Here is a 23188-nt window from a genome sequence, read left to right on the forward strand (position 1 = left end):
TGTGTCTGCGCCCGATCCGGGCAAAATCTCCGTCGAATTCGTTCGGACCCACTCATCTGGGTGCCGGGACCGCACCCACGACCCCACCGGGGACGCAGTGGGGACGCCGCCCGCGGGCGGCGTCCCCACCTTTCTCCGTCAGGTGCTGCAGCGTGGCTACTTCACAGCGAGGCTGCCCTTGAACTGGAGCCCCGTCGAGCCGGAGCCGCCGCCCCTGGTCGTGCCGTTGACCGCGGAGGTGGTCTCGCCGAACGTCATCGTCGTGTGGGCGATGGCATCGGCCATCTGCTCCAGCACCTCCGCATTGATGTTCGTGATGTCGTCGCATGCGGCGTGGTAGCAGGCATCGTACGGTGCGCCGGCGACGCCACCGTAGGTGACCGCCTCAGCCTCCGTCATCAGGTCTTCCGCACCGGTGAAGAGCCCGCCGGCGGGAATGCCGTTCTCGATGAACCCGAAGTAGTCGGACCGACCGTCGAACTCGGTGGGTTCTACGGCCAGCCCCTGCGAGGCGAAGTAGTCCAGGAAGACCTTCTCGACCAGCGCCGACCCGTTCGGGCCGGTGGTGCCGAAGGACGAGCCGTCACCGTCGTAGACGAAGCGCACAAAGTTCGGCGACGCGACCATGTCGAAGTTCAGGTTGACGGCATGCGCCTTGATCTGGCGTTTCGTCAGCTGTGACACGTAGTACTCGGAGCCGACCAGTCCATCCTCCTCACTGCCCCAAAACGCGAACCGCACCCGGTTGGTGGGTGCGTTGCCGGAGGCGGCGAGCTGGATGGCGGTTTCCAGGATGGCGGCGCTGCCGCTGCCGTTGTCGTTGATTCCCGCGCCCTCGGCGACGGAGTCGAGGTGCGCTCCGGCCACGACCGTACGGTCCGCGCGACCGGCCGAATCGGCCAGGATGTTGAAGGATTCAGTGACGGTGACCTCAGCATCCACGGCCAGCCGCACGGTCGGGGCAGGCTGCCCGGCCAGAGACGCGCCGAGCGCGAAGGTCGTTCCGATGACCGGAACGGCGGTCTGCGGGGCGTCCAGAGTGCCGTTGACGATACCGAGGCGGTCGTCGGCGTTGCCTTGGTTGAAGATGATCACGCCGGCGGCGCCGGCCGCGATCGCATTGTCGGCCTTGACCCGGAAGGTGCAGGTGCCGCGTTGGATCAGGGCGACGTTCCCGGCCGTGAAGCCCGCGAAGTCCGCGGCTTCACAGCCGCTGGTCGAGGCCCGGTCGCCGACCAGGTTGATGTCGACCGCCTGTACCGCCGCCGAGACCGTGCCGGAGCCGGAGTAGCTCATCGTGGCAAAGTCGGTGCCGGCAGCGTAGGTGGTGGGGGTGGGCGTGAACTGCGCGAACGACTCCGCGTTCAGCACGAACTGCTCATAGGAGTAGGCCTGACGGATCGGCGTGTAGCCCGCGGCCTTGAGCCGCTCTTCGACGTAGACGGCGGATGCCTCGTACCCCGGCGTGCCGGACGCACGCGTGCCGCCGTTGGCGTCCGCGATCTCCTGGAACTTCTCCAGGTGGTCGATGATTCCGGCTGCCGTAACGGCTTCGCGCAGCGCGCCGGTGTCCGTTCCGTTATCGGCGTAGGCGGGCAGCCCGACGCTGACCGACAGGGCCACGGCCGTGCCGATGGCGGCGAGACGAATATTCCGATTCTGTTTCATGAGGGTCCCTCAGACTGGATCGAACGTGGGCCGGTCGTCCTTGAGCGGCCCTGCAGCGACGCTAGCGTATCCCCCAGTCGCGGGGCAAGGGCAGGTCCCCAGCCCCGCTGCGGGTGCACGGCTTAGGCTGTGGGTCGTGAACGATATCCTCAGCTGGATCCTGGATACGGTTTCCAGCGTGGATCCGGTGCTGCGCACCCTCCTGGCCGGACTCGGCATGCTGCTGGAGACATCCGTTCTCGTCGGCCTGGTCGTGCCGGGCGATTCCATCGTGATCGTGGCGAGCACCGCGGTGAGCAACACGGCCGAGTTCCTGGGGCTCGTCGCCGCGGTGATCGTCGGAGCCCTGATCGGCGAGAGCATCGGCTTCGCGCTCGGCCGCCACTTCGGGCCGTGGATCCGGATGAGCCGCCTCGGGCGCCGGCTCGGGGAACGCAACTGGGCCCGGGCCGAGATCTACCTGGCACGGCGCGGCGGCATCGCCGTGTTCCTGTCGCGGTTCCTGCCCGTGCTGCACTCGCTGATCCCGCTGACCGTGGGGATGAGCCCGATGCCCTACCGCACCTTCATGAAGTGGACCGTGCCGGCCTGCGTGATCTGGGCGGTGGCCTACGTGTCGATCGGTTCGGCCGCCGCCGAAGGCTACCGCGAGCTCTCCGACCGGCTCCACTTCGCCGGATACCTCTTCGTCGGCGCGATCGCGCTCTTCGTGCTGCTCGTGTTCCTGGTCAAACGCTGGCTGCACCGCCGCGAGGAGCGACACATGGAACAGCCGGAGCCTCCGGTCGTCTGACCGCATGCTCGGTCGGGCGACCCCTCGTTCGGCTGTCAAGTTCAGCGGGCAGGTCCGGGCACGACGACCCTCGCGGTGATCAGGTCGTCCGGCACCGGCGTGTGTGAGATGAGCAGCACCGCACGGCCGTCCTCCGCCGCCGTGACCAGGATGTCCCGCACGAGCACGTCGCCCTGCGCCTCGTCGACGTTGGCGGTGGGTTCGTCGACGATGAGCACCGCGAAATCCGCCAGCAACGCCCGCGCCAGCGCGATGCGCTGGGCCTGACCGCCGGAGACCAGGGCACCCCGCTCGCCGACCCGGGCGTCGAGGCCCCCACGCTTGGCGGCCCACTCCCCCAGTCCGACCCGGGCGAGCACGGCCTCGAGGTCGTCGTCGGTGGCCGTCGTGCGGGCGAAGAGCAGGTTCTGACGGATGCTGTCGTCGAAGAGCCAGGGACGCTGTTCGCACAGTCCCACCCGGCGACGCACCTCGGCCGGGGCCAGCGTGCGCGCCTCGACGCCGTCGAGCCGGTACGAGCCCGTGTAGTCGAGGAAGCGCACCAGGGTCTGGGCCAGGGTGGTCTTGCCGGCGCCGCTCGGCCCTGCCAGGTGCACGCGGTCCCCCGGCGCCAGGCGCAGGGTGATGCCCGTGACCGCCGGGGTAACGGAACCGGGCCAGCGGGCACCCACGTCGGTGAGTTCGAGCACCGGGTGGGCGCTGACGCTCGTGGTGGACATCGCATCCGCCGGCGCATCCGTCGGCTCGGTTACCGACTCCGCCGGGATCTCCGTGGGGACGCTGGTCGGCACCGCCGTCGCCACCCGCGCGGCGCTGGAGCGCACCTGGCGCCAGACGCCGAGCGCGAGCGGGATCATTCCGAACACCTCGAACACCGCCATGGGCACGAGCACGACCACGACGAAGCCCGGTCCGCTGAGGCCAGCCGGCCCGGAGAGGGCCGGAATGCCGACCTGGAGCGCGGCGACCGTCGCCAGACCCGCGAACAGTGACAGCACGGCTCCCTGCACGCCCACGCCCAGCGACCGGCGCAGGGAGGCCCGGCGCAGCCGGTCGTCGGCCGCCGCAAGGGTGGCCAGGCGGGCATCGAGGGCCCCGAAGGCGCTCAGCACGTCGAGGTTCTCCACCACCTCGAGCACCTCGCCGGCGAGGGCTCCGCGGAGGGGTGCAAGCTGGCGCTCCGACCGGGCGGACAGCGCGCTGGAGGTGACGGTGGCGAGCAGACCGGCAACGAGGAGCGCCAGCGCCAGCGTGACACCGGCGGCGGGGAGAACCAGCCAGACCCCGACCACGCTCACGCTCAAGAGGACCCCCGCCGTGGCCAGAGGCTGCACCACCCGCAGCGGGAAGTCCTGCAGGTCGTCGACGTCGCGCACGAGGCGACTGAGCAGGTCGCCACGGCTCGTGCCTCCGAGGCCGGCCGGGGAGAGCGGCAGGATCCGGGAGAAGATGCCCACGCGCAGGTCAGCCAGCTGGCGGAATGCGGCGTCGTGGCTGGCCAGACGCTCGAGGTAGCGGAACGCAGACCGGCCGAGGGCGAACGCACGCACCCCGACGACCGCCATCGAGAGGAACATGACCGGCGGTTGCTCGGCGGCTCGGGTGATCAGCCACGCCGACGACGCCAGGAGGGCCACCGCGAAGACCGCGCTCAGCACGCCCGCGGCCAGGCCGGGGGCGAACCGGCGGGCAGGCGGCTGGGCCAGGCGCAGGACGGCGCGCACCTCGGCCCGGCCGGCCGGCCGGGGGCCGGCGATCCCGCTCGCGCTGGGTCCGGAATCAGACATGGGCCACCTCGTGCAGGGCAACGATCTGGTCGGCGGCGTCCCGCAGGGCAGGCCGGTGGCTGACCACGATCACGATCCGCCCCTCGGTCGTGAGCCGGCGCAGCCCGGCGACGAGAGAGGCCTCCGCAGCCTCGTCCAGCGCCGAACTGGGCTCGTCGAGAACGACCACGGCGCAGTCGTGGCTCTCAGCGCGGTAGATGGCGCGGGCCGCTGCGACCCGCTGGGCCTGTCCGCCGGAGAGTCCCTCGCCGGCGATGCCGAGTATGGTAGCCGGCTCCAGATCGCCCGCTCCGGCGCACTCCAGCGACCGGGCCACGGTGTCCCGATCGACGGACGCGTCACCGAGCGCGAGATTGTCGGCGATCGTTCCCTGGAACAGTCCCGGCCGTTGCCCGGCCCACGCCAGCCACGGGCGCGGTGTGCCCGGGGTCTGCTCCGCACCGTTCAGCAGGATCCGCCCGCCGAAAGGGACGAATCCCTGCAGGGCGGCCACCAGCGTGGATTTTCCGGTGCCGCTCGGGCCCACGACCACGGCGAGTTCGCCGGGGCGGAAGACGGCGCTGAAGTCGTGCACGGGGGCATCCGTGCCCCGCTGGATCGTGACCTGCTCGAACCGGAGCACGCCGGTATCCGCGGGGCCTGCTCCGGTGCGCGCGCCAGACGGGGCAGTCGAGGCAACCGGGGTCGCCACGGCCCGGGGCCCGGCACCGTCGTCGAGAATGGCGAAGACCTCCTCGGCCGCCGCCAGACCGTCGGCCGCGGCGTGGAACTGGGCGCCGACCTGCCGCACGGGGAGAAAAGCCTCCGGGGCCAGCAGCAGCACGAACAGGCCGACGCCGAGTGCGAGGCTTCCGTCAACCAGGCGCAGCCCGATGGAGACGGCAACGAGGGCCACCGACAGGCTGGCCGCCAGTTCGAGCACGAACCCGCTGAGGAAGGAGACCCGCAGCACCTTCATAGTGCGGCCGCGGTAGTCCTCGGTGATGGAGCGCACCCGGGCGAACTGGCGTCGCTCCCGACCGTAGATTTTGAGCGTGCCGAGCCCGCCGACGAGGTCGAGGAACCCCGTCGACAGCCGCTGCAGGGACTCCCACTGCTGCCGCTGCACGGACTGGGTGGCCTGGCCGATCAGCACCATGAAGACGGGGATGAATGGCAGCACTACGATGACTGTGATGCCGCTGGGCAGGTCCTGCCAGAGCATCACCAAGATCAGCAGGGGCGTGCTGATCGCCGCCAGCAAGAGCTGGGGCAGGTAGCGGGCGAAGTAGTTGTCCAGCGCGTCCAGCCCCTGGGTGGCCAGGGTGGAGACGCCCACACTGGCCCGGCCGCTGAGCCAATCCGGGCCGCGCTCGGCGACGCGGTCGAGAACCTGGCGGCGCAGCTGGCTCTTGACTTGGGCTGCTCCGCGGGTGGCGGCCACCTCGAGGAGCCACACCAGCGCGGCCCGCACCACGATCACGCCCGCAAGGGCGGCCGTGGTGAAGGCCAGCGAATCCTGAGAGGCCCCAGTCAACGCGAGGGTGATGCTCTGGCTCAGCAGCCAGGAGAAAGCGATGACCGTGACAGTCTGCGCCAGTCCGAGCAGGGCACCCACCGACAGGAACCACCGGGCGGCGGACGCGTAGCGGAGGAGCCGAGGATCGAAGGGGCGCATTCCGTTTAGTGTCCGGCGGACTCTACGTGGGCCGAGACGGTCGTGCGGCTGACCCGCTTGCGTAGAACCCAGTAGGTCCAGCCCTGGTACAAGAAGATGACGGGCATGGCGAACAGGGCGGTCCAGCTCATCACCTGCAGTGTGTACGGCGTCGAGGAGGCGTTCTCGATGGTCAGGCTGTTGGCTGCATCGTTGCTCGCCGGCATCACGTCGGGGAACAGGGACGCGAAGAGCGTCAGCACCGCGAGGGCGATCGTCGCGGCCATCAGCGTGAAGGCCCAGCCTTCGGCGCCCCGCAGGTTCGCCAGGAACGCCCCGATCAGGGCAACCGCGGCGAGGGCGGCGAAGGCACCGGTGGCCAGGCTGCCGAAGGCAAGGGTGGTCCAGACCAGGAACGAGGCGGCCACCACGATGGTGGCCACCCCGGCCTTGACGGCTAGCCTCTGAGCGCGCTGACGGATGTCCCCCTCGGTCTTCAGGGAGATGAAGACCACGCCGTGGGTGAAGAACAGGAGCAGCGTGGTGAGCCCGCCCAGGAGGGCGTATGGGTTGAGCAGGTCGAAGAAGGAGCCGATGTAGTTGAAGTCCGCGTCCAACTGCACGCCCCGCACGATGTTGGAGAAGGCGACACCCCAGAGCAGAGCGGGAACGGCAGACCCGATCACGATCATGAGGTCGAAGCGTTTCTTCCAGGTTGCTTCCGGGCGTTGGTGCCGGTACTCGAATGACACCCCGCGCAGGATGAGGGCGAGAAGGATCACCAGCAGGGCCAGGTAGAACCCGCTGAACAGGGTGGCGTACCACTCCGGGAAGGCGGCGAAGAGTGCTGCGCCGGCCACGATCAGCCAGGTTTCGTTGAGGTCCCAGACCGGCCCGATGGTGTTGATGATGACCCGGCGGTCGAGGTCGTCCTTGCCCAGGAAGGGCAGCGACATGCCGACGCCGAAGTCGAAGCCGTCGAGAACGAAGTAGCCGATGAAGAGTGCACCGATGATCCAGAACCAGAGAATGTTGAGATCCATCATGCGCTCCTAGTAGACCGTGACCTGTGGCTTGACCTTGCCGGAAACCGGGTCGGGTTCCGCCAGCGGGGCAGGTCCCTTCCGCACGGCCTGCAGGATCAACTTGAATTCGACGACAGCGAGGGCGCCGTAGATCAGCGTGAACGCGATCAGCGAGATCAGGATCTCGGCGCCGCTGACGTTGGGTGATACGCCGTCCTCGGTGCGCAGGAGCCCGAACACGAGCCAGGGCTGCCGCCCCATCTCGGTGAAGATCCAGCCGACGCTCATGGCGAGAAGCGAGAACGGGAAGCTCCAGATAGCGATCTTCCAGACCCAGGTGGCCTGGGGGCTGCGCCCGCCGCGGGTCAGCCAGAGGCCGACGACGGCAACTAGTATATGGGCGATGCCGAGACCGATCATCCAGCGGAAGGCCCAGTAGGTGATCCAGATGGTCGGGGTGTAGTCGCCGGGGCCGTACAGGCTCACATACTGCGCCTGCAGGTTGTCGATGCCTTCGACCGTGCCGTTGAGGGTGTGGGTCGACAGGAACGACAAAAGGTATGGGATACGAATCGAGAATAATTCGCTGACGCCGTCGGGGGTGCCGAGGGTGAAGATCGAGAAGGATGCCTCGGCGCCCGTCGCTGTCTTGTACATCGCCTCGGCCGCCGCCATCTTCATGGGCTGGGCCGCGGTCATGGCCAGGCTCAGCGAGTCGCCGAAGAAGGTGGTGAGCGCACCGGAGACAACCATCATCCACATGCCCAACTTGAGTGCGGGACGCATGGATTCCTCGTGCTGCTTGCGCAGCAGGTGCCAGGCGGCCACCGAGATGACGAGGCCTGACGACACCATGAAGCAGGCGAAGATCGTGTGCGGGAAGGAGGCCAGGGCGATCGGGTTGGTCAAAAGCTCGCCAATACTGGTGAGCTCGGCCCGGCCGCGCTCCTCGTTGATGCGGAACGCGATCGGGTTCTGCATGAACGCGTTCGCCGCGAGGATGAAGTAGGCCGAGGCGATCGAACCGGCCGTCGTCAGCCAGATGGTGGCGAGGTGCAGGCCGCGGGGCAGCTTGTCCCAGCCGAAGATCCACAGTCCGATGAACGTGGCCTCCAGGAAGAAGGCGATGATGCCCTCGAAGGCGAGCGGGGCGCCGAAGACGTCACCGACGAAGCGGGAGTAGTCCGACCAGTTCATACCGAACTGGAACTCCTGCACGATTCCGGTAACGACGCCCATGGCGAAGTTGATCAGGAAGATCTTGCCGAAGAAGTGGGTCAGCTCGAGGTACTTGGCCTTGTCGGTGCGCACCCAGGCGGTCTGGAAGAGCGCGACCGTGAACGCCAGCCCGATCGTGAGCGGTACGAAGAGAAAGTGATAGACGGTAGTCAGACCGAATTGCCATCTCGACAGGAGTAACGGATCCAGCCACTCGTTCATGCGCCCTCCAGCGTCATCGGGTTTTTCTACACTGTGTAGAACATCACTATTCTACGAGACGTAGAAGAGTTGATTGCCGCCCGCTAGACTCCCCAATATGGGGAGTTTGGGAGAGCTGGAACGATTGCTGATGGATGTTTTGTGGGAAGCCGAGGAGTCTCTGCCTGCCAACGATCTCCGGGATCGGCTACTCACCCCGACGACCGCCACCGCTAGGCGCAAACCACTCGCCACCACGACCGTGCTCACGTTGCTCTCCCGCCTCGAGACCAAGGGCTTCGTCACCCGCGACCGAGACACCCGACCGCACCGCTACCGGGCCGTGTCGACCCGGGCGGAACATACCGCGGAGCTGATGCACAAGGTGCTCGGCTCTGCTCCTGACCGGCAGGCGGCCCTCGCCCGGTTCATCGGGGACGTCACCCCGCAGGAGGCCGACGTTTTGCGCCTGCTCCTCGGCACCGTACCTCTCGGTCGCGAGTGACCGGCATCCAGTCCCCGCTCCAGTCCCTGCTCCAGTCAGCACGCGTCAGAGCGGCCAAGTCGTGTTCGTCACGGCCGTAGCGCTCATGATCGTGGCCGTGCTGCTCGCCGGTCCGGTCCCGATCTGGCTTGCCACCGCCGACTGGCCGGCCCGCTCCCCCGCGGTCGCCCTGGTGTTGTGGCAGGCCATCGCCCTGGCCGGCGGGCTCTCGATGATCGGCTCGCTGCTCAGCTTCGGGTTGATCCCGTTCGGCGAGAACCTGTTCGAGGGCATCCGCTCGCTGGCGGGCCATCTCGTCACCGGCACATTGCCGGCCGGCACGTCGTTCGGCTCGGTGCTCCTGCTGTGCGCGGCGCTGATCCTCGGCAGCCATCTGCTGCTCAACCTCGCCGCGACCTTTTCCCGCGCGGGGCGCCAGCACCGCAGGCACCGGCACCTGATCGGACTGCTCAGCGACCCTCTGCCGAGCCATTCCGGCACCCGTGTGATCGAACACGACGCCCCGGTCGCGTACTGCCTGCCTGGCGCGACCCGGTCGGCGACCGTGCTTTCCCGCGGCCTTCTGCAATTGCTGAATGCCGACCAATTGCGCGCAGTGATCGCACACGAGCGCGCCCACCTGTTGCAGCAGCACCACCTCGTGCTGCTCGCCTTCAAGTCCTGGCACAGCGCACTGCCGTGGTTCCCGATCGCGAACCGCGCCGAGAACGCGGTCGCCCTGCTGGTCGAGATGCTCGCCGACGACCAGGCCCGGCGGGTCGTCGACGACCGCACGCTGGCCACCGCGATCGCACTGGTCGGGTCGGCACACCAGGTGGACCCGCTGGGAACGGATGTCGAACTCGCCGACGGCCCGGACCATCCGTTCGACCTGGTGACACCCCGCGTTCGCCGCCTGATCACCCCGCCGGCGCCGCTGACGCCCTCCGCCGTGCTTTTCGTTGCAGCCGGCGCCGCCGCACTCCTGCTGCTGCCGACGCTGCTCCTGTCCCTCGCCTGAGCCCGGGCCTACCCGAGCACGCGCCTACCTGAGCACGCCCCAGCCCCAGCCCCAGCCCCAGCCCGGGCCTACCTCTGCCCCTGCCCCAGCCCCTAACGAATTCGACGGAGATTCTCGGCCCCAGAGCCTGTTTTGCTCCAAAACCGGCCCGTAGGCGCAGAATCTCCGTCGAATTGGTCAGGCAGCGCCTGTCAGCTGGTGCCTAGAAGAGGTTCGCCTGTTCGAGCCAAGCGGCCGCGATCTTCTCGGCCGAGAGCTGGTCGTTCACGCTCTCGGAGTTGAGGCCCACCAGGTCCTCGGCGGTCAGAGCGGCACTGACGGCGTTGAGCACGTCGGCGGCCTTCCCGCCGACCTTGTCGGACACGACGGGCACGACGTTGTCCGCGAAGAACAGGCCGTCCGGGTCGTCGAGGGCGACGAGGCTGTCCGACTTGATGTTCGGGCTGGCCGTGTAGACGTTCGTGATCTGGATGTCGTTGTCGACGAGAGCCTTGATCGTGAGCGGGCCGCCACCATCCTCAATGGGCGTGAAGCCGGCGATGGGGATGCCGTACTTCTCCGTCAGGGTCGTCGGTCCGTAGGGGCGGGTCTGAAGTTCGGACGGTCCGCCGACGGTGATCGGCTCGGTGACATCGGCGAGCGACGCGATGTCAGTCAGGCTGTACTTGTCGGCGAAGGCCTGCGTGACGGTCCAGGAGTTCTGGTCCGTGGCCGAGGCCATGTCGAGCACGCTCAGCCCCTCGGGCAGCTCGTCCTGCAGCTGCGCGTAGGTCTCGTCGGCGGTGCCGCCCGCGGCATCTGCATTCAGGGCCTGCAGCAGGCTGCCGCTGTACTCGGGGAAGACGTCGATGGCACCGGATTCGATCTCGGGCAGGTAGACCTCGCGCTGGCCGATCTTGAACTGGCGGTCGACCGTGAAGCCGTTCCCCTCCAACGCCAGGGCGTAGATTTCGGCGATGATCTCGTTCGAGTAGTAGTCCTGCGAACCGACGACCAGGGTGGCGGACCCCTCGTCGGCGTTACTTCCGCTGTCCAGCGGGTCACCGGACGCACACCCTGCAAGGGCTACGACGGCCCCAACCGCGACCGCGGCGACCGCCGCGAGCCGGCCTCTGTGAGCTGTGAACATTAGTGGGTTCCTTTCGTGATGGCGGGATCAATCCCCGGGACAGGTCGGGCTGACCTGGCACGGTCGACTGGGGGACGTTGGGACGCGACGCCTCTGGGAACAACAAGTCGCTGAACAACAGTGAATATTCCCTCGAGGACGAGGGCGAGCAGGATCACGAGCAGTGACCCGCCCAGCATCTCCGCGTAGTCGCGGGTTTTCAACCCGGCGAACAGGAACCGGCCGAGGCCGACATCTGCCACGTAGGCAGCCAGGGTCGCCGTGGCGACGACCTGCAGGGTGGCCGAACGGATGCCCGCGATCAGCAGCGGCAACCCCAACGGGATCTCGACCGTGCCCACGATCTGGCTCTCCGACATCCCGACCGACCGGGCGGAGTCGATGACGGACCGGTCAATGGCCTCGAACCCGGCGTAGGCGCCCGCGAGGATCGGCGGGATCGCCAGGACCGTGAGCGCGACGTACGGCGCACCGAGCCCAATCCCGACCCACAGCGCGACCAGTGTCAACAGCCCGAGGGTCGGAATGGCCCGCAGCCCGCCGGAGGTGGCTACAGCGAGGCTGCGTCCCCGACCCGTATGCCCGATCAGGAAACCGACCGGAATCGCGATCACGGAGGCCATCAGGACCGCCACGAGGGTGAACACCAAGTGTTCGATCGTCCGCGCCGGAATGCCGCCCGGCCCGGCGAAATTGGCCGGGTCGAGGATCCAGTTCACCGCGTCAACGAACAGGTTCATGCGGATGCCTCTGCGATCCGGGCGACCCGGACGGCCCTCCGGTCGGTCGCCGCCAGGCGGGTCCAGGGCAGCAGAACCCGCCCGAGCAGCACGAGGGCGCCGTCCAGCAGCAGCGCCAGCGCCACGGTCAGCACGATCCCGGCGATGATTTCGGCCTGGATACCGCGCTGGAAGCCATCCGTGAACAGGCTGCCGAGGCTCTGCGCGCCGATCACGGCCCCCACCGTGGCGAGGCTGACCGTGCTGACGGCCACGACCCGCAGGCCGGCCAGGAGCACCGGCCCGGCCAGCGGCAGCTCAACCTGCCAGAAGATGCTCCAGCCGGAATACCCCACGGCGACAGCGGACTGGCGTACATCCTTGTCCACGGATGCCAGCCCGTCGGCCACCACGCGTACCATCAGCGCGACGCCGTAGATCGTCAGGGCGATGACCAGGTTGAGCGGCGAGCGAAGGCTGGTGCCGACAATGGCCGGGATCACGAAGAACAGCGGCAGGGACGGGATGGCGTAGAGCAGCCCACTGGCCGTCAGGATCACGCCGCGGCCGGCACGGTACCGGTTCGCGAGCCAGCCCAGCGGCACGGCGATCAGGAAGCTGAGAAGGATCGGCGGCACGCTGAGGATCAGGTGGTCCAGGGTGCGATCCCAGAGCAGGTCGAGATTCGACCAGAACCAGGTCACCGCGGAGCCTGGGGATCCGGGGAGTGCGCGGTCTGCCGCGGCTCCACGAGCACACCGGCCAGGCGGCCCTCACTGTCGAGCAGCAGGTCGGAGTCGCCGCGGCGTTCCAGATGCAGGGCACGCTTGCCGCGATCCGCTCCGACGAAGCTGGCCACGAAGTCGTCGGCCGGGTTCGCCAGGATCTCGGCCGGCGCCCCCACCTGGGCGATCCGTCCGCCGTCACGCAGGATGACGACCTGGTCACCGAGGAGGAACGCCTCCTCGATATCGTGGGTGACGAACACGACCGTTTTGCCGAGCTCGCTCTGCAGCCGGATCAGTTCTTGCTGGAGCTCGGCCCTCACGATCGGGTCGACGGCGCCGAACGGCTCGTCCATCAGCAGAATGTTTGGGTTGACCGCGAGCCCGCGCGCCACCCCGACCCGCTGCTGCTGCCCGCCGGAGAGCTGGCTGGGGTACCGGTCCGCCAGGGTCTGGTCCAGGCCCACCGTGTCGAGCAGGGTGAGGGCCTCGGCGCGGGCCTTCTTTCTCGGCACCCCGCGCAGCAGCGGAACAGTCGCGACGTTGTCGATCACCGTGCGGTGCGGGAGCAGGCCGGAGTCCTGCATCACATAGCCGATGCCGCGCCGCAGCGGCACCGGCTCGAGCTGGGCGATGTCGGCCCCGTCGATCTCGATCGTGCCGCTGCTCGGGTCGACCATCCGGTTGATCATGCGCAGCAGGGTGGTTTTGCCCGAGCCGGAGGAGCCGACGAGCACCGTCGTCTGGCGCGACGGGAGGGTCAGGCTGAAATCGTCGACGGCGAGTGTGCCGTCCGGGAACTGCTTGCTCACCGAGCGGAACTCGATCATGGAAATGGCTCATTTCTCGACCGAAGTCGACACAACACGGGAAGCACGTATACCACCCAACCATCACACGGCGCCGCGAGCCACCGGATCGCGGAATTCCTAGCGAACGCTCGGCCCGTAGTATCCGGCGAGGTAGTCATGCGTGACCACGCGGCACTCTTCGATGAACCGCTCATCGCCCTGCGGGTCGGAGCGGAACGCCCGCGACAGAATCGAGTCGCCCATCTCAACGGCGACCTCAAGCCGGAAGATCAGTTCGTCGCCGCCCTCGAGGCCGAACTCCTCGACCAGCATGCCGGCCACCCGGCGGGCGAAGTAACCCGTGTCGGGGTCTACGACGACAGGCACACCCTGCCGGTCGTCGAAATGCATGATGCGAAACCCCGGCTCAGAGCGGTACAGGTCGACGAAGGCCGTGATGGCCACGTCGACGGCCTCCCACCAGCCCTGGGGAGCGTTCGTCTTCAGCTGCTCCGCAACCCGGCTCCGGAATCGCAGCACCGCGCGCTCGCGCAGAGCCTGCAGCACCGCGACGCGATCGGGGTAGTACCGGTACACGGTCCCGATCGACGCGCCCGCGCGCTCGGCCACCATCGCGGTCGTGATGCGGTCGAAGCCGACCTCGTCCACGACGACGGCGGCGGCGTCGAGCAGACCGGACAGTCGTGCCGTGCTGCGCTGTTGGATCGGCTCGGTGCGGGCCTGCTGGGCCGGCACAAAAGGATCCCCACCAAAAAGGTCACTGAGTGACACTTGTCCTCCTTGAGACTAAGTCACTAATACTAGGCGGCAATGTCCCCCTCGTTGTGACGTGACAGCGTGTCTCGCCCGATTGGGCAGGAATAACCTTCGGCTCTCCGGGCGACCCGACTTCGATGCCGGGTAGCGTCATGCGCGTGCCAGACTAGGGACGTGCCGACATATCCTCGAATCCCGCCCACGGGCACGCCAGCGAAGATGATGCATCGCGCAGCCCGCATCGAGGACTGGCTGCACTTCAAGCGCGAACGCCACGCCCGCAAACGCGGCTACCTGCCCACGGTCATCCCCTATGCCGGCTACGGCACGACCGAGTGGGTGCGCATTCTGTGCCGGGTGCTTCTGGCCAAACCGGCCAAGCCCGGCTCCAAGCTGGCACGGCGCCACTGGCACGCCGACCGCCGCGAGGCCGGAATTCGCGGCTGGCACAGCTTCACGAGCGTTCCGGTCAACGATGTGACGGTGACCATCGAGATCAACGGTTTCTCCCACCGGGTGCAGGCCGACCGCGGGGGCGTGGTCGACACCGTCATTCCGGTCACGCTCACCCCGGGCTGGCAGATGGCCCGGCTGCACACCGACGACACGGCCGCGCCGGTCGAGGCCCCGCTCTTCATCGTGGCCCCGACGGTACGCCGCGGGATCCTGTCCGACGTCGATGACACGGTCATGGTGACCACCCTTCCCCGCCCGCTGCTCGCCGCCTGGAACACCTTCGTGCTCGACGAGCACGCCCGAGTTCCCACGCCGGGCATGGCGGTCCTCCTCGACCGCCTCGCCGCGGTCAACGAGGGTGCCCCGATGATCTACCTGTCGACCGGGGCCTGGAACGTCGCCCCGACCCTGACCCGGTTCCTGAACCGCAACCTGTACCCGTCGGGGGCTCTCCTGCTCACCGACTGGGGTCCGACCCACGACCGCTGGTTCCGGAGCGGCCAGGACCACAAGAGGGCCAACCTGCGCCGTCTGGCCCAGGAATTCCCGGAGATCCGCTGGATCCTGTTCGGCGACGACGGCCAGCACGATGAGGCCATCTACAGCGAGTTCCAGCGAGACTTCCCCGACAATGTCGAGGCCGTCGCGATCCGCCAGCTCTCCCCCAGCCAGGCCGTTCTGGCCGGTCGCCGGGCGAAGGATGCCGCGCCCGCGCCCCGCGATCCCCGCTGGGTGTACGGGCCGGACGGCTCGGCCCTGGCCCGGCAGCTCGCGGACCGCGGTCTGATCTAGGCGCGACGGCGTGTTGCGGGCTCGACGGCCTGTCTCAGTTCTCTACAGTTCTGCGGCGAGGATGCGGTCGAGGCCACGGTTGATCTGGCGAGCCCAGAGCGGCCCTCGATAGAGGAACCCGGTGTAGCCCTGAACGAGCGTCGCGCCCGCGGCGAGGCGCTCGGCCACGTGTTCCGCGGTCTCCACGCCGCCGACCGAGATCACGCACAGCTCGCGGGGCACAGCGGCCCGGATCACGCGCAGCACGGCCAGGGACCGCGCCTGGAGCGGGGCACCGGAGAGACCGCCGGCGCCGGCAGCCTCGACGGTTGCGGCATCCGTTTTCAGTCCGGCGCGGGAAATCGTGGTGTTCGTGGCGATGATGCCGTCGAGACCCAGCTCCACCACGAGTTCGGAGATTCGGGTCACTTCAGCATCGGCGAGGTCGGGGGCGATTTTTACCAGCAGGGGCGTGGCGCCGGCCTCGGTCTTGACCGCCCGAAGCAGCGGGGCGAGCCGGTCGAGTTCCTGCAGTCCGCGTAGCCCGGGCGTGTTGGGCGAGCTGACGTTCACGACGAGGTAGTCGGCCAGGGGCGCGAGCAGCGCGGCGCTGACCAGGTAGTCGGCGGTGGCGTCCTCGACCGCGGTGACGCGGCTCTTGCCGATGTTGATGCCGAGGACCGGGCGACCGGCAGCGGTGCGAACGTGCGCGAGGCGCACCCGGGCGGCGCGGGCACCGGCGTTGTTGAAGCCCATCCGGTTGACGACCGCGCGGTCGGGGATCAGGCGGAACAGGCGCGGTTTCGGGTTTCCGGGCTGAGGAACGGCGGTGATGGTGCCGACCTCCACGTGCCCGAACCCGAGCTGGCCGAGCCCGAGCACGGCTTCACCGTCTTTGTCGAAGCCGGCGGCCACGCCGAACGGCGACTGGAATCGCAGACCCAGGGTTTGGACACCGAGGTCGGTGCGCGGGCGCGTGAAGCGGTGCACGACCCGGCCGACACCGAACGCGGGCAGCGCCCGGATCACGGTGAAGGCGAGGTGGTGGGCTCGTTCGGGGTCGAGGCGGGTCAGGAACAGCGAGAAGATCAGCGGGTACACGGCGCCGCCTACGACTCGGACGGGTGTGCGGCGCCCGCGCCGCTGCCCTGCTCGGGGCGGGAGCCGTGTTCGGTGCGGGATCCGTGTTCGGTGCGCAGCCGGGCGATCGCGGTCTCGAAATCCTCGAGCGAATCGAATGCCTGGTAGACACTCGCGAAGCGGAGATAGGCCACCTCATCAAGTTCGCGCAGCGGCGGCAAGATCGCGAGGCCGACCTCGTTCGCCTTCACCTGCGACGCGCCGGTCTGCCGGATGGTCTCCTCCACCCGCTGGGCAAGCATGGCCAGGTCGGAATCCGTTACCGGACGACCTTGACAGGCCTTGCGCACGCCGGCCACGATCTTGTCGCGACTGAACGGCTCGACGACCCCGCTGCGCTTGACGATGTTCAGGCTGGCGGTCTCGGTGGTGCTGAACCTCCGGCCGCATTCAGGGCACTGTCGACGCCGGCGAATGGAAAGTCCGTCGTCGCTCGTGCGCGAGTCGATGACTCGGGAGTCCGGGTGGCGGCAGAACGGGCAGAACATCGTGTGACCAGCTTACAGCGCCGTCGTGAAACGGGCCGTGACGGCGTCGCCGTGCGCGGGCAGCGCCTCCGCCGTGGACAGGGCCGCGATGTGGTCCGCGACCTCGCGCAGTGCCTCCCGGCTGTACGTGACGACCTGCTGGGGCCTCAGGAAGGTGTAGGCGCCGAGTCCGGAGGAGAACCGGGCCTGCCCTCCCGTCGGCAGCACGTGGTTCGAGCCGGCCACGTAGTCGCCGAGGCTCACGGGCGAATGAGGGCCGAGGAAGATGGCGCCGGCGTTCTCGATCAGCGCGAGCACGGCATCAGGGTCGCTCGTCTGGATCTCGAGGTGCTCGGGACCGAACGCGTTGCTGAACGCGGCCGCGGCGTCGAGGTCGTCCACGAGCACGATCCCCGACTGGCGCCCGTTCAGGGACGCGGTGACACGGATGCTGTGGGTCGTGCTCTGCATCAGGTCGACCAGGTGCAGATTGACGGCGTCGGCGAGCTCGGCCGAATCGGTGACCAGCATGGCGGCGGCCAGCTCGTCGTGCTCGGCCTGGCTGACCAGGTCGGCCGCGACGATGCGGGGGTCGGCGGTCTCATCCGCGATGACCAGAATGTCGGTAGGGCCGGCCTCGGAGTCGATGCCGGTCACCCCGCGCACGAGCCGCTTGGCGGCGGCCACATAGACGTTGCCGGGGCCGGTGACGAGCTGCACCGGGTCCAGGCCGAGCCCCGGAACGCCGTAGGCGAAGGCGCCGACCGCGCCGGCCCCGCCCATGGCGTAGATTTCGTCGATGCCGAGCAGGCTCGCCACGGCGAGGATGGTGGGGTGCACGCGTCCGTCGAAGTCGCTCTGCGGCGGCGACGCCAGCGCGATCGAGGATACGCCGGCGATCTGAGCCGGAACCACGTTCATCACGACGCTCGACGGGTAGACGGCCTTGCCGCCGGGAACGTACAGGCCGACCCGGTTGATCGGCTGCCAGCGCTGCGTGATGGTGGCGCCGTCTGCGATCGTGGTGGTCACCTGCGGCGGCACTTGGGCCGCGCTGGCGATGCGCACGCGACGGATGGTCTCCTCGATGGCCGTGCGCACCGTCGGGTCGAGCCCGGCCAGTGCCTCGGTGACGTGGGACGCAGGAACCCGCACATGGGACGGACGCACCCGGTCGAGGCGTTCCGCCTGGTCGCGGAGGGCATCCTCGCCTCTGGCCCGCACATCGTTGATTAATTCGGCTGCGACGTCGCTGGCCGCGGTCACGTCGGTGAGCGCACGCGGGACGGCTGCAAGCAATTCCGCCGGAGTGGGCCGGGTCCCTCGGAGGTCAATAGTCTGGATCATCGCGTTCCAGCCTAGCCATCAACTCCCGTGCACCGGGAATAGGCTCAATGGCGAGGAGATTGATTCAGTCACATGAGCGACACCGAAGTACCCCAGCCCGCCACCGTACCGCTGGCCGAAGATCCCAATGCACCGTTGGACCTGGCCGCCTTCAAACATTCCTTCCGGCGTCACGCCGCCGGTGTCGCGGTGATCACCGCGCTGCGCCCGGACGGCGCCCCGGTGGGATTCACCGCCACCTCGCTGGCGTCGCTGTCGTCGGTTCCGCCGCTGGCCACCTTCAACATGGCCCGGTCAGCCAGCACCTGGCCGGCGATCGCCGAGAGCGACCGGGTCGTCATCCACATCCTCGGGGCGCACAATCGTGCCGTCGCCGAGGTGATGTCGGGTCCCGCGAACCAGCGCTTCATCGGCGACCACTGGCAGCCCGGACCCCACGGCCTGCCTGTGCTGAAGGGCGTCACCTCGTGGATGGTCGGGCGAATCATCGAACGCACACTGGTGCACAACAGCGCCGTCGTGGTCGTGAAGATCGAGGAAGGCGGCATGGGCGAGAACGACGAGGCCCTGCTGTACTACGAGCGCACCTACCGCGTGCCCGGCGCCCCGGCCTAGCCCCTGGACGGGGCTGCGCCGGCCTCGTCGCGACGCCGGCGCCGCTCGGCCTCGGCAACGGCGGCCTCCTCCGGTGTGGGCGCGGTGCCGCCCAGGTGCCGCGGCTGCCACCACTGGCCGGCGCCGTCCACCGGATAGGCTTTCTGCAGTTTGTCGACGAGACCCTGCAGTGTGTCGTGGAGTGCCAGCGTCATCGGCTGCGTGCCCTCCCCCGCCGCGACCGTGAACGGCTCGCCGACGGCGAAGCGGATGGGCACGTCGAACAGCTCGCGCAGGGCCGGCTTGTGGTTCTTCGTGAGCACGCGGTGCCCGCCCCAGACCGCGATCGGGATCACGGGGGCCCCGGCCTCGGCGGCCATCCGGATGGCACCCGACTTCAACTCGCGTACGGTGAAGGAGGCGTTCACGCCGCCTTCCGGAAACACGCCGAGCAGTTCGCCCGCCCGCAGCGCGGTCACGGCTTGGCCGTAAGCCTCCGCCCCTGCCTTCATGTCGACCGAGATATGACGCATGCCGCGCAGCAGCACGCCCACGAGCTTCTGGTCGAACGCGCCCTTCTTGGCCATGAAACGGATGTGACGTCGGTTCTTTTGCCACAGCATCCACTCGACCAGGGCGAAGTCCATGTAGCCGAAGTGGGTGATCGCCAGCACCGCCCCCCCGGTGTCCGGAAGATTCTTCAGACCGGTCACGGATGGCTTCAGCCGCAGCAGGCCGAACACGGCCCGCCCGGCCAGAATCGCCGTGGTGTACAGAGGTTCCCGAGTGCCTGTGCTCATACCTCAAGGCTACGACCTGCGTGCGGGTTTCCGCGTCCGTCCCACGAGCCTTTCGGGACCCGGCTCGCACTCGCGGCGCACCCGTAAACGTGGGCGCACGTTCTAACGCTCGCCCGCTCCAGAACCTGCGCCGCGAACTTCCACCCCCGTCTGTGTCGTCGGTTATTGAGCTTGCACACAGCCTCGACCGCACTGACACTGGAATCATCCACGGCGGAACCGCAGCAACCGGCCTTGAAGCTGGTTGACTCGACCAGGCGACGACCACCGAGACCACGTGGGCAACCCGGCCACCAGAGGGAGACACGATGAGCACTGACCTGAGCAGCGCCGCGAGCACGAGGATGCCCGCGCCGCACGTGGCCGACAGCCACGACCGGATCCGGGTGCGGGGCGCGCGCGTGAACAACCTCAGGGATGTCAGCCTCGACATCCCGAAGCGGCGGCTGACGGTGTTCACCGGTGTTTCCGGCTCGGGCAAGAGCTCACTGGTGTTCGGCACGATCGCCGCCGAGTCGCAGCGGCTGATCAACGAGACCTACAGTGCGTTCGTGCAGGGATTCATGCCGGACCTGGCGCGCCCCGAGGTGGACGTGTTGGATGGTCTGACCACGGCCATCATCGTCGACCAGGAGCGAATGGGGGCCAACTCCCGTTCCACGGTCGGGACCGCCACCGACGCCAACGCGCTACTGCGCATCCTTTTCAGCCGGCTCGGTCAGCCCCACATCGGATCTCCCCAGGCGTTCTCGTTCAACGTCGCCTCGATCAGTGGGGCCGGGGCGGTGACGCTCGAGCGCGGCGGGAAGACCGTGAAGGAGCGGCGCAGCTTCAGCATTACCGGCGGCATGTGCCCGCGCTGCGAGGGCATGGGCACCGTCAACGACATCGATCGTTCCGCGCTATATGTCGATTCCAAGTCGCTCAACGAGGGCGCGCTCACGATCCCGGGCTACACGATGGACGGCTGGTACGGCCGCATCTTCCGCGGCTGCGGCTGGTTCGACCCGGACAAGCCAATTCATCGGTACAGCACGAAGGAACTGGACGACCTGCTCTACAAGGAGCCGACCAAGATCAAGGTCGACGGGATCAACCTGACGTATCAGGGCCTCATCCCGCAGATTCAGAAGTCGTTCCTGTCCAAGGATGTCGCCGCTTTGCAGCCGCATATCCGCGCGTTCGTGGAGCGCGCGGTCACGTTCGCCACCTGCCCCGAGTGCGGCGGCACCCGCCTCAGCGAGGCGGCTCGCTCGTCGAAGATCTCCGGAGTGAGCGTCGCCGACGCCTGTTCCTGGCAGATCAGCGACCTGGCCGGGTGGGTTCGCGGCCAGAGTGAGCCGTCGGTGGCCCCGCTCACGCAGGCGTTGCGCCAGATCCTCGACTCGTTTGTGGAGATCGGGTTGGGTTACCTTTCGCTCGACCGGCCGGCCGGTACTTTGTCGGGCGGGGAGGCCCAGCGCACCAAGATGATCCGGCACCTGGGCTCCTCACTCACCGACGTCACCTACGTCTTCGACGAGCCCACCATCGGGCTGCATCCCCATGACATCGAGCGCATGAACACACTGCTGCTGCAGCTGCGGGACAAGGGCAACACGGTGCTCGTCGTGGAGCATAAGCCGGAGGCGATCGTGATCGCCGACCACGTCGTCGATCTCGGACCCGGCGCCGGCGCGGCGGGCGGCACCGTCTGCTTCGAGGGCACCGTGGAGGGTCTCCGCACCAGCGGCACCCTCACCGGCCGCCACTTCGACTATCGCGCGGCACTCAAGCCCGCGGTGCGCGCCCCCACGGGCACGCTGGAGATTCGCGGCGCGACGAAGAACAACCTGAAGGAAGTGGACGTGGATATCCCGCTCGGCGTGCTCGTCGTGCTGACGGGGGTCGCGGGCTCCGGAAAAAGCTCGCTCGTGCATGGGTCGATCCCCGCTGGCGCGGGCATGGTGTCCATCGATCAGGGCGGCATCCGCGGTTCCCGCAGAAGCAATCCGGCGACGTACACGGGAATGCTCGACCCGATCCGAAAGGCCTTCGCGAAGGCCAACGGCGTGAAGCCCGCGCTGTTCAGCTCCAACTCCGAGGGTGCCTGCCCCAACTGCAACGGTGCCGGCGTCGTCTACACCGACCTGGCCATGATGGCGGGCGTCGCCACCACCTGCGAGGTCTGCGCGGGGAAGCGGTTCGAGGCATCCGTGCTGGAGTACCGCCTCGGCGGCCGCGATATCAGTGAGGTGTTCGCGATGTCGGTGACCGCGGCCCGGGAGTTCTTCGGCGCCGGTGCGGCGCGCACGCCGGCCGCCCACGCCATCCTGGGCGGGCTTGCCGACGTTGGGCTCGGCTATCTCAGCCTCGGCCAGCCGCTCACGACGCTCTCGGGGGGCGAGCGCCAGCGGCTCAAGCTGGCCACCCACCTGGCTGCGCAGGGCGGCGTCTACGTGCTCGACGAGCCGACCACCGGACTCCACCTCGCCGACGTCGAGCAGCTGCTCGGCCTGCTCGACCGAATCGTGGACTCCGGCAAGTCGGTCATCGTCGTCGAGCATCACCAGGCCGTGATGGCTCATGCCGACTGGATCATCGACCTCGGACCCGGCGCCGGTCACGACGGCGGCCGGATCGTCTTCGAGGGCTCACCGGCCGACCTGGTCGCCGACCGCTCCACCCTCACCGGCCAGCACCTCGCGGCCTACGTCGGTAGAGCCTGACGGCAGCGCGCCTCACGGTGCTGCCAGTCAGCTCTGTCCCGAACGAATTCGACGGAGATTGTGGCCGAATCGGCCCCATTCCACCCCGAGAAATCGGTTTCACACGAGAATCTCGGCTCTCCTGCTTCATCTGTGGGTGTTGCGGAGCGCCTTAACGGCCGCACGCCGCTTCCTGTCTAGGTTTCTGACTGTCTAGGAACAGAAACTTTAGGGGCAGGAATACGGCGTGCGGTCTCTAACTTTATGGCGGACTTTGCTGGGTGTCGATAAGACGGTCGTTGAGGACCTGAATCTGGACCCGGCGGCGGGTGTTTTGGTGGCCTCGGTGCGGCCGACGGGGTCGGCGCGGCACCGGTGCGGGGTCTGCCTGAAACGTTGCCCACGCTACGACAGGGGTGCGGGGCGGCGCCGGTGGCGGGCCTTGGACGCGGGCACGATCCAGGTCTACTTGGAGGCGGATTCCTCGCGGGTGTCGTGCCGGGAGCACGGTGTGATCGTGGCTGCGGTGCCATGGGCGCGGCACCAGGCCGGCCACACCCGCCACTTCGATTCATATGTCGCGTGGCTGGCCACTCAAACCTCGAAAACCGCGGCAACTCAGTTGATGCGGATCGCGTGGCGGACGGTCGGGGCGATCATCACCCGGGTTTGGGCTGACACGGAAGAGCTCCATGATCCCTTCGCCGGGCTCACCCGGATCGGGATCGATGAGGTTTCCTTCAAGCGCGGCCGGAAGTTCTTGACTGTGGTCGTGGACCACGATTCGGGGCGTCTGGTCTGGGCTGCTCCGGGCCAGGACAAGGCCACCCTGGGCACGTTCTTCGATGCGCTCGGCGCGGAACGATCCGCCCTGATCACGCATGTTTCCGCGGATGGGGCTGCGTGGATCGCGTCGGTCGTCGCAGCACGCTGCCCGAACGCGGTCCGCTGC

General features: G+C 68.3%; 21 protein-coding genes. 7 read left to right on the plus strand and 14 right to left on the minus strand.

Annotated elements, in window-relative coordinates; genetic code table 11:
• Nucleotides 1-156: 156 nt before the first annotated feature.
• Nucleotides 157-1668, minus strand: a complete 1512-nt coding sequence (locus CXY79_RS04805; RefSeq protein WP_104100009.1) for a M20/M25/M40 family metallo-hydrolase — start codon at nt 1666-1668, stop codon at nt 157-159.
• Nucleotides 1669-1804: 136 nt separating this feature from the next.
• On the opposite strand from CXY79_RS04805, the gene CXY79_RS04810 reads away from it, so the two are divergent.
• Nucleotides 1805-2461 (plus strand): DedA family protein, encoded by a 657-nt coding sequence (locus CXY79_RS04810; protein WP_104100010.1) that lies wholly within the window; start codon nt 1805-1807, stop codon nt 2459-2461.
• A 41-nt stretch (nt 2462-2502) separates the two neighbouring features.
• Here the strand turns inward: CXY79_RS04810 and cydC are convergent, their stop codons facing one another.
• Genes cydC through CXY79_RS04830 form a run of 4 tightly spaced genes read right to left on the minus strand, consistent with a single transcriptional unit; the run spans nt 2503 to nt 8349 of the window.
• A complete protein-coding gene (gene cydC / locus CXY79_RS04815; RefSeq protein WP_104100011.1) occupies nt 2503-4248 on the minus strand; it encodes a thiol reductant ABC exporter subunit CydC in 1746 nt (581 codons plus the stop codon).
• On the minus strand, nt 4241-5905 hold the full coding sequence (cydD, locus tag CXY79_RS04820) for a thiol reductant ABC exporter subunit CydD (RefSeq protein ID WP_104100012.1): 1665 nt from the start codon (nt 5903-5905) through the stop codon (nt 4241-4243). The genes cydC and cydD overlap by 8 nt, the downstream gene beginning before the upstream one ends.
• 5 nt (nt 5906-5910) lie before the next feature.
• A complete protein-coding gene (gene cydB / locus CXY79_RS04825; protein ID WP_104100013.1) occupies nt 5911-6927 on the minus strand; it encodes a cytochrome d ubiquinol oxidase subunit II in 1017 nt (338 codons plus the stop codon).
• A 9-nt stretch (nt 6928-6936) separates the two neighbouring features.
• Nucleotides 6937-8349: a cytochrome ubiquinol oxidase subunit I gene (locus tag CXY79_RS04830; protein WP_104100014.1), complete on the minus strand. Its 1413-nt coding sequence runs from the start codon at nt 8347-8349 to the stop codon at nt 6937-6939.
• A gap of 97 nt (nt 8350-8446) precedes the next feature.
• On the opposite strand from CXY79_RS04830, the gene CXY79_RS04835 reads away from it, so the two are divergent.
• The gene (locus tag CXY79_RS04835) at nt 8447-8833 is read left to right on the plus strand and encodes a BlaI/MecI/CopY family transcriptional regulator (protein ID WP_104100015.1); all 387 of its coding nucleotides are present in this window, start codon (nt 8447-8449) and stop codon (nt 8831-8833) included.
• Between the two features lie 61 nt (nt 8834-8894).
• Entirely contained in the window at nt 8895-9833 is a 939-nt protein-coding gene (locus CXY79_RS04840) for a M56 family metallopeptidase (RefSeq protein WP_104100016.1), read from the plus strand.
• A 202-nt stretch (nt 9834-10035) separates the two neighbouring features.
• Here CXY79_RS04840 and CXY79_RS04845 read toward each other — a convergent pair whose 3' ends face one another.
• The 5 genes from CXY79_RS04845 to CXY79_RS04865 form a co-directional block, all read right to left on the minus strand.
• Nucleotides 10036-10962 carry an ABC transporter substrate-binding protein gene (locus CXY79_RS04845; protein ID WP_104100017.1) on the minus strand — a complete coding sequence of 309 codons (927 nt, stop codon included), beginning with the start codon at nt 10960-10962 and terminating at the stop codon, nt 10036-10038.
• Nucleotides 10962-11702 carry an ABC transporter permease gene (locus CXY79_RS04850; protein WP_104100018.1) on the minus strand — a complete coding sequence of 247 codons (741 nt, stop codon included), beginning with the start codon at nt 11700-11702 and terminating at the stop codon, nt 10962-10964. Before CXY79_RS04850 ends, CXY79_RS04845 begins: the two co-directional genes overlap by 1 nt.
• Nucleotides 11699-12385 (minus strand): ABC transporter permease, encoded by a 687-nt coding sequence (locus CXY79_RS04855; protein ID WP_104100019.1) that lies wholly within the window; start codon nt 12383-12385, stop codon nt 11699-11701. The genes CXY79_RS04850 and CXY79_RS04855 overlap by 4 nt, the downstream gene beginning before the upstream one ends.
• A complete protein-coding gene (locus CXY79_RS04860; RefSeq protein WP_104100020.1) occupies nt 12382-13236 on the minus strand; it encodes an ABC transporter ATP-binding protein in 855 nt (284 codons plus the stop codon). Before CXY79_RS04860 ends, CXY79_RS04855 begins: the two co-directional genes overlap by 4 nt.
• Before the next feature lie 99 nt (nt 13237-13335).
• Complete coding sequence (locus tag CXY79_RS04865) at nt 13336-13989, minus strand: TetR/AcrR family transcriptional regulator (protein WP_104100021.1); 654 nt, start codon at nt 13987-13989, stop codon at nt 13336-13338.
• Between the two features lie 204 nt (nt 13990-14193).
• On the opposite strand from CXY79_RS04865, the gene CXY79_RS04870 reads away from it, so the two are divergent.
• A complete protein-coding gene (locus CXY79_RS04870; RefSeq protein WP_233191253.1) occupies nt 14194-15222 on the plus strand; it encodes an App1 family protein in 1029 nt (342 codons plus the stop codon).
• 42 nt (nt 15223-15264) lie between these two features.
• Here CXY79_RS04870 and CXY79_RS04875 read toward each other — a convergent pair whose 3' ends face one another.
• From CXY79_RS04875 to hisD, 3 genes are read right to left on the minus strand one after another with little or no spacing between them, the layout of a single operon-like run.
• Nucleotides 15265-16302, minus strand: coding sequence for a quinone-dependent dihydroorotate dehydrogenase (locus tag CXY79_RS04875; RefSeq protein WP_104100022.1), 1038 nt, complete (start codon nt 16300-16302; stop codon nt 15265-15267).
• Nucleotides 16303-16310: 8 nt separating this feature from the next.
• Nucleotides 16311-16829, minus strand: a complete 519-nt coding sequence (gene nrdR / locus CXY79_RS04880; protein ID WP_104100023.1) for a transcriptional regulator NrdR — start codon at nt 16827-16829, stop codon at nt 16311-16313.
• A gap of 12 nt (nt 16830-16841) precedes the next feature.
• On the minus strand, nt 16842-18155 hold the full coding sequence (gene hisD, locus CXY79_RS04885) for a histidinol dehydrogenase (protein ID WP_104100024.1): 1314 nt from the start codon (nt 18153-18155) through the stop codon (nt 16842-16844).
• 72 nt (nt 18156-18227) lie between these two features.
• Between hisD and CXY79_RS04890 the strand changes: the two genes are divergently transcribed.
• Nucleotides 18228-18770 carry a flavin reductase family protein gene (locus CXY79_RS04890; RefSeq protein WP_104100025.1) on the plus strand — a complete coding sequence of 181 codons (543 nt, stop codon included), beginning with the start codon at nt 18228-18230 and terminating at the stop codon, nt 18768-18770.
• Here CXY79_RS04890 and CXY79_RS04895 read toward each other — a convergent pair.
• Nucleotides 18767-19549 carry a 1-acyl-sn-glycerol-3-phosphate acyltransferase gene (locus CXY79_RS04895; protein ID WP_104100026.1) on the minus strand — a complete coding sequence of 261 codons (783 nt, stop codon included), beginning with the start codon at nt 19547-19549 and terminating at the stop codon, nt 18767-18769. The two genes, CXY79_RS04890 and CXY79_RS04895, sit on opposite strands and share 4 nt — an antisense overlap.
• Nucleotides 19550-19857: 308 nt before the next feature.
• On the opposite strand from CXY79_RS04895, the gene CXY79_RS04900 reads away from it, so the two are divergent.
• Together CXY79_RS04900 and CXY79_RS04905 are read left to right on the plus strand one after the other, a co-directional pair.
• On the plus strand, nt 19858-22257 hold the full coding sequence (locus CXY79_RS04900) for an excinuclease ABC subunit UvrA (protein ID WP_104100027.1): 2400 nt from the start codon (nt 19858-19860) through the stop codon (nt 22255-22257).
• A gap of 226 nt (nt 22258-22483) precedes the next feature.
• Nucleotides 22484-23188, plus strand: a 705-nt coding sequence (locus CXY79_RS04905) for a transposase (protein ID WP_199186726.1), incomplete at its 3' end; no start/stop codon positions are given.

This window comes from Cryobacterium sp. M96, from assembly GCF_002929845.1.
Classification (GTDB): Bacteria; Actinomycetota; Actinomycetes; order Actinomycetales; family Microbacteriaceae; genus Cryobacterium; species Cryobacterium sandaracinum.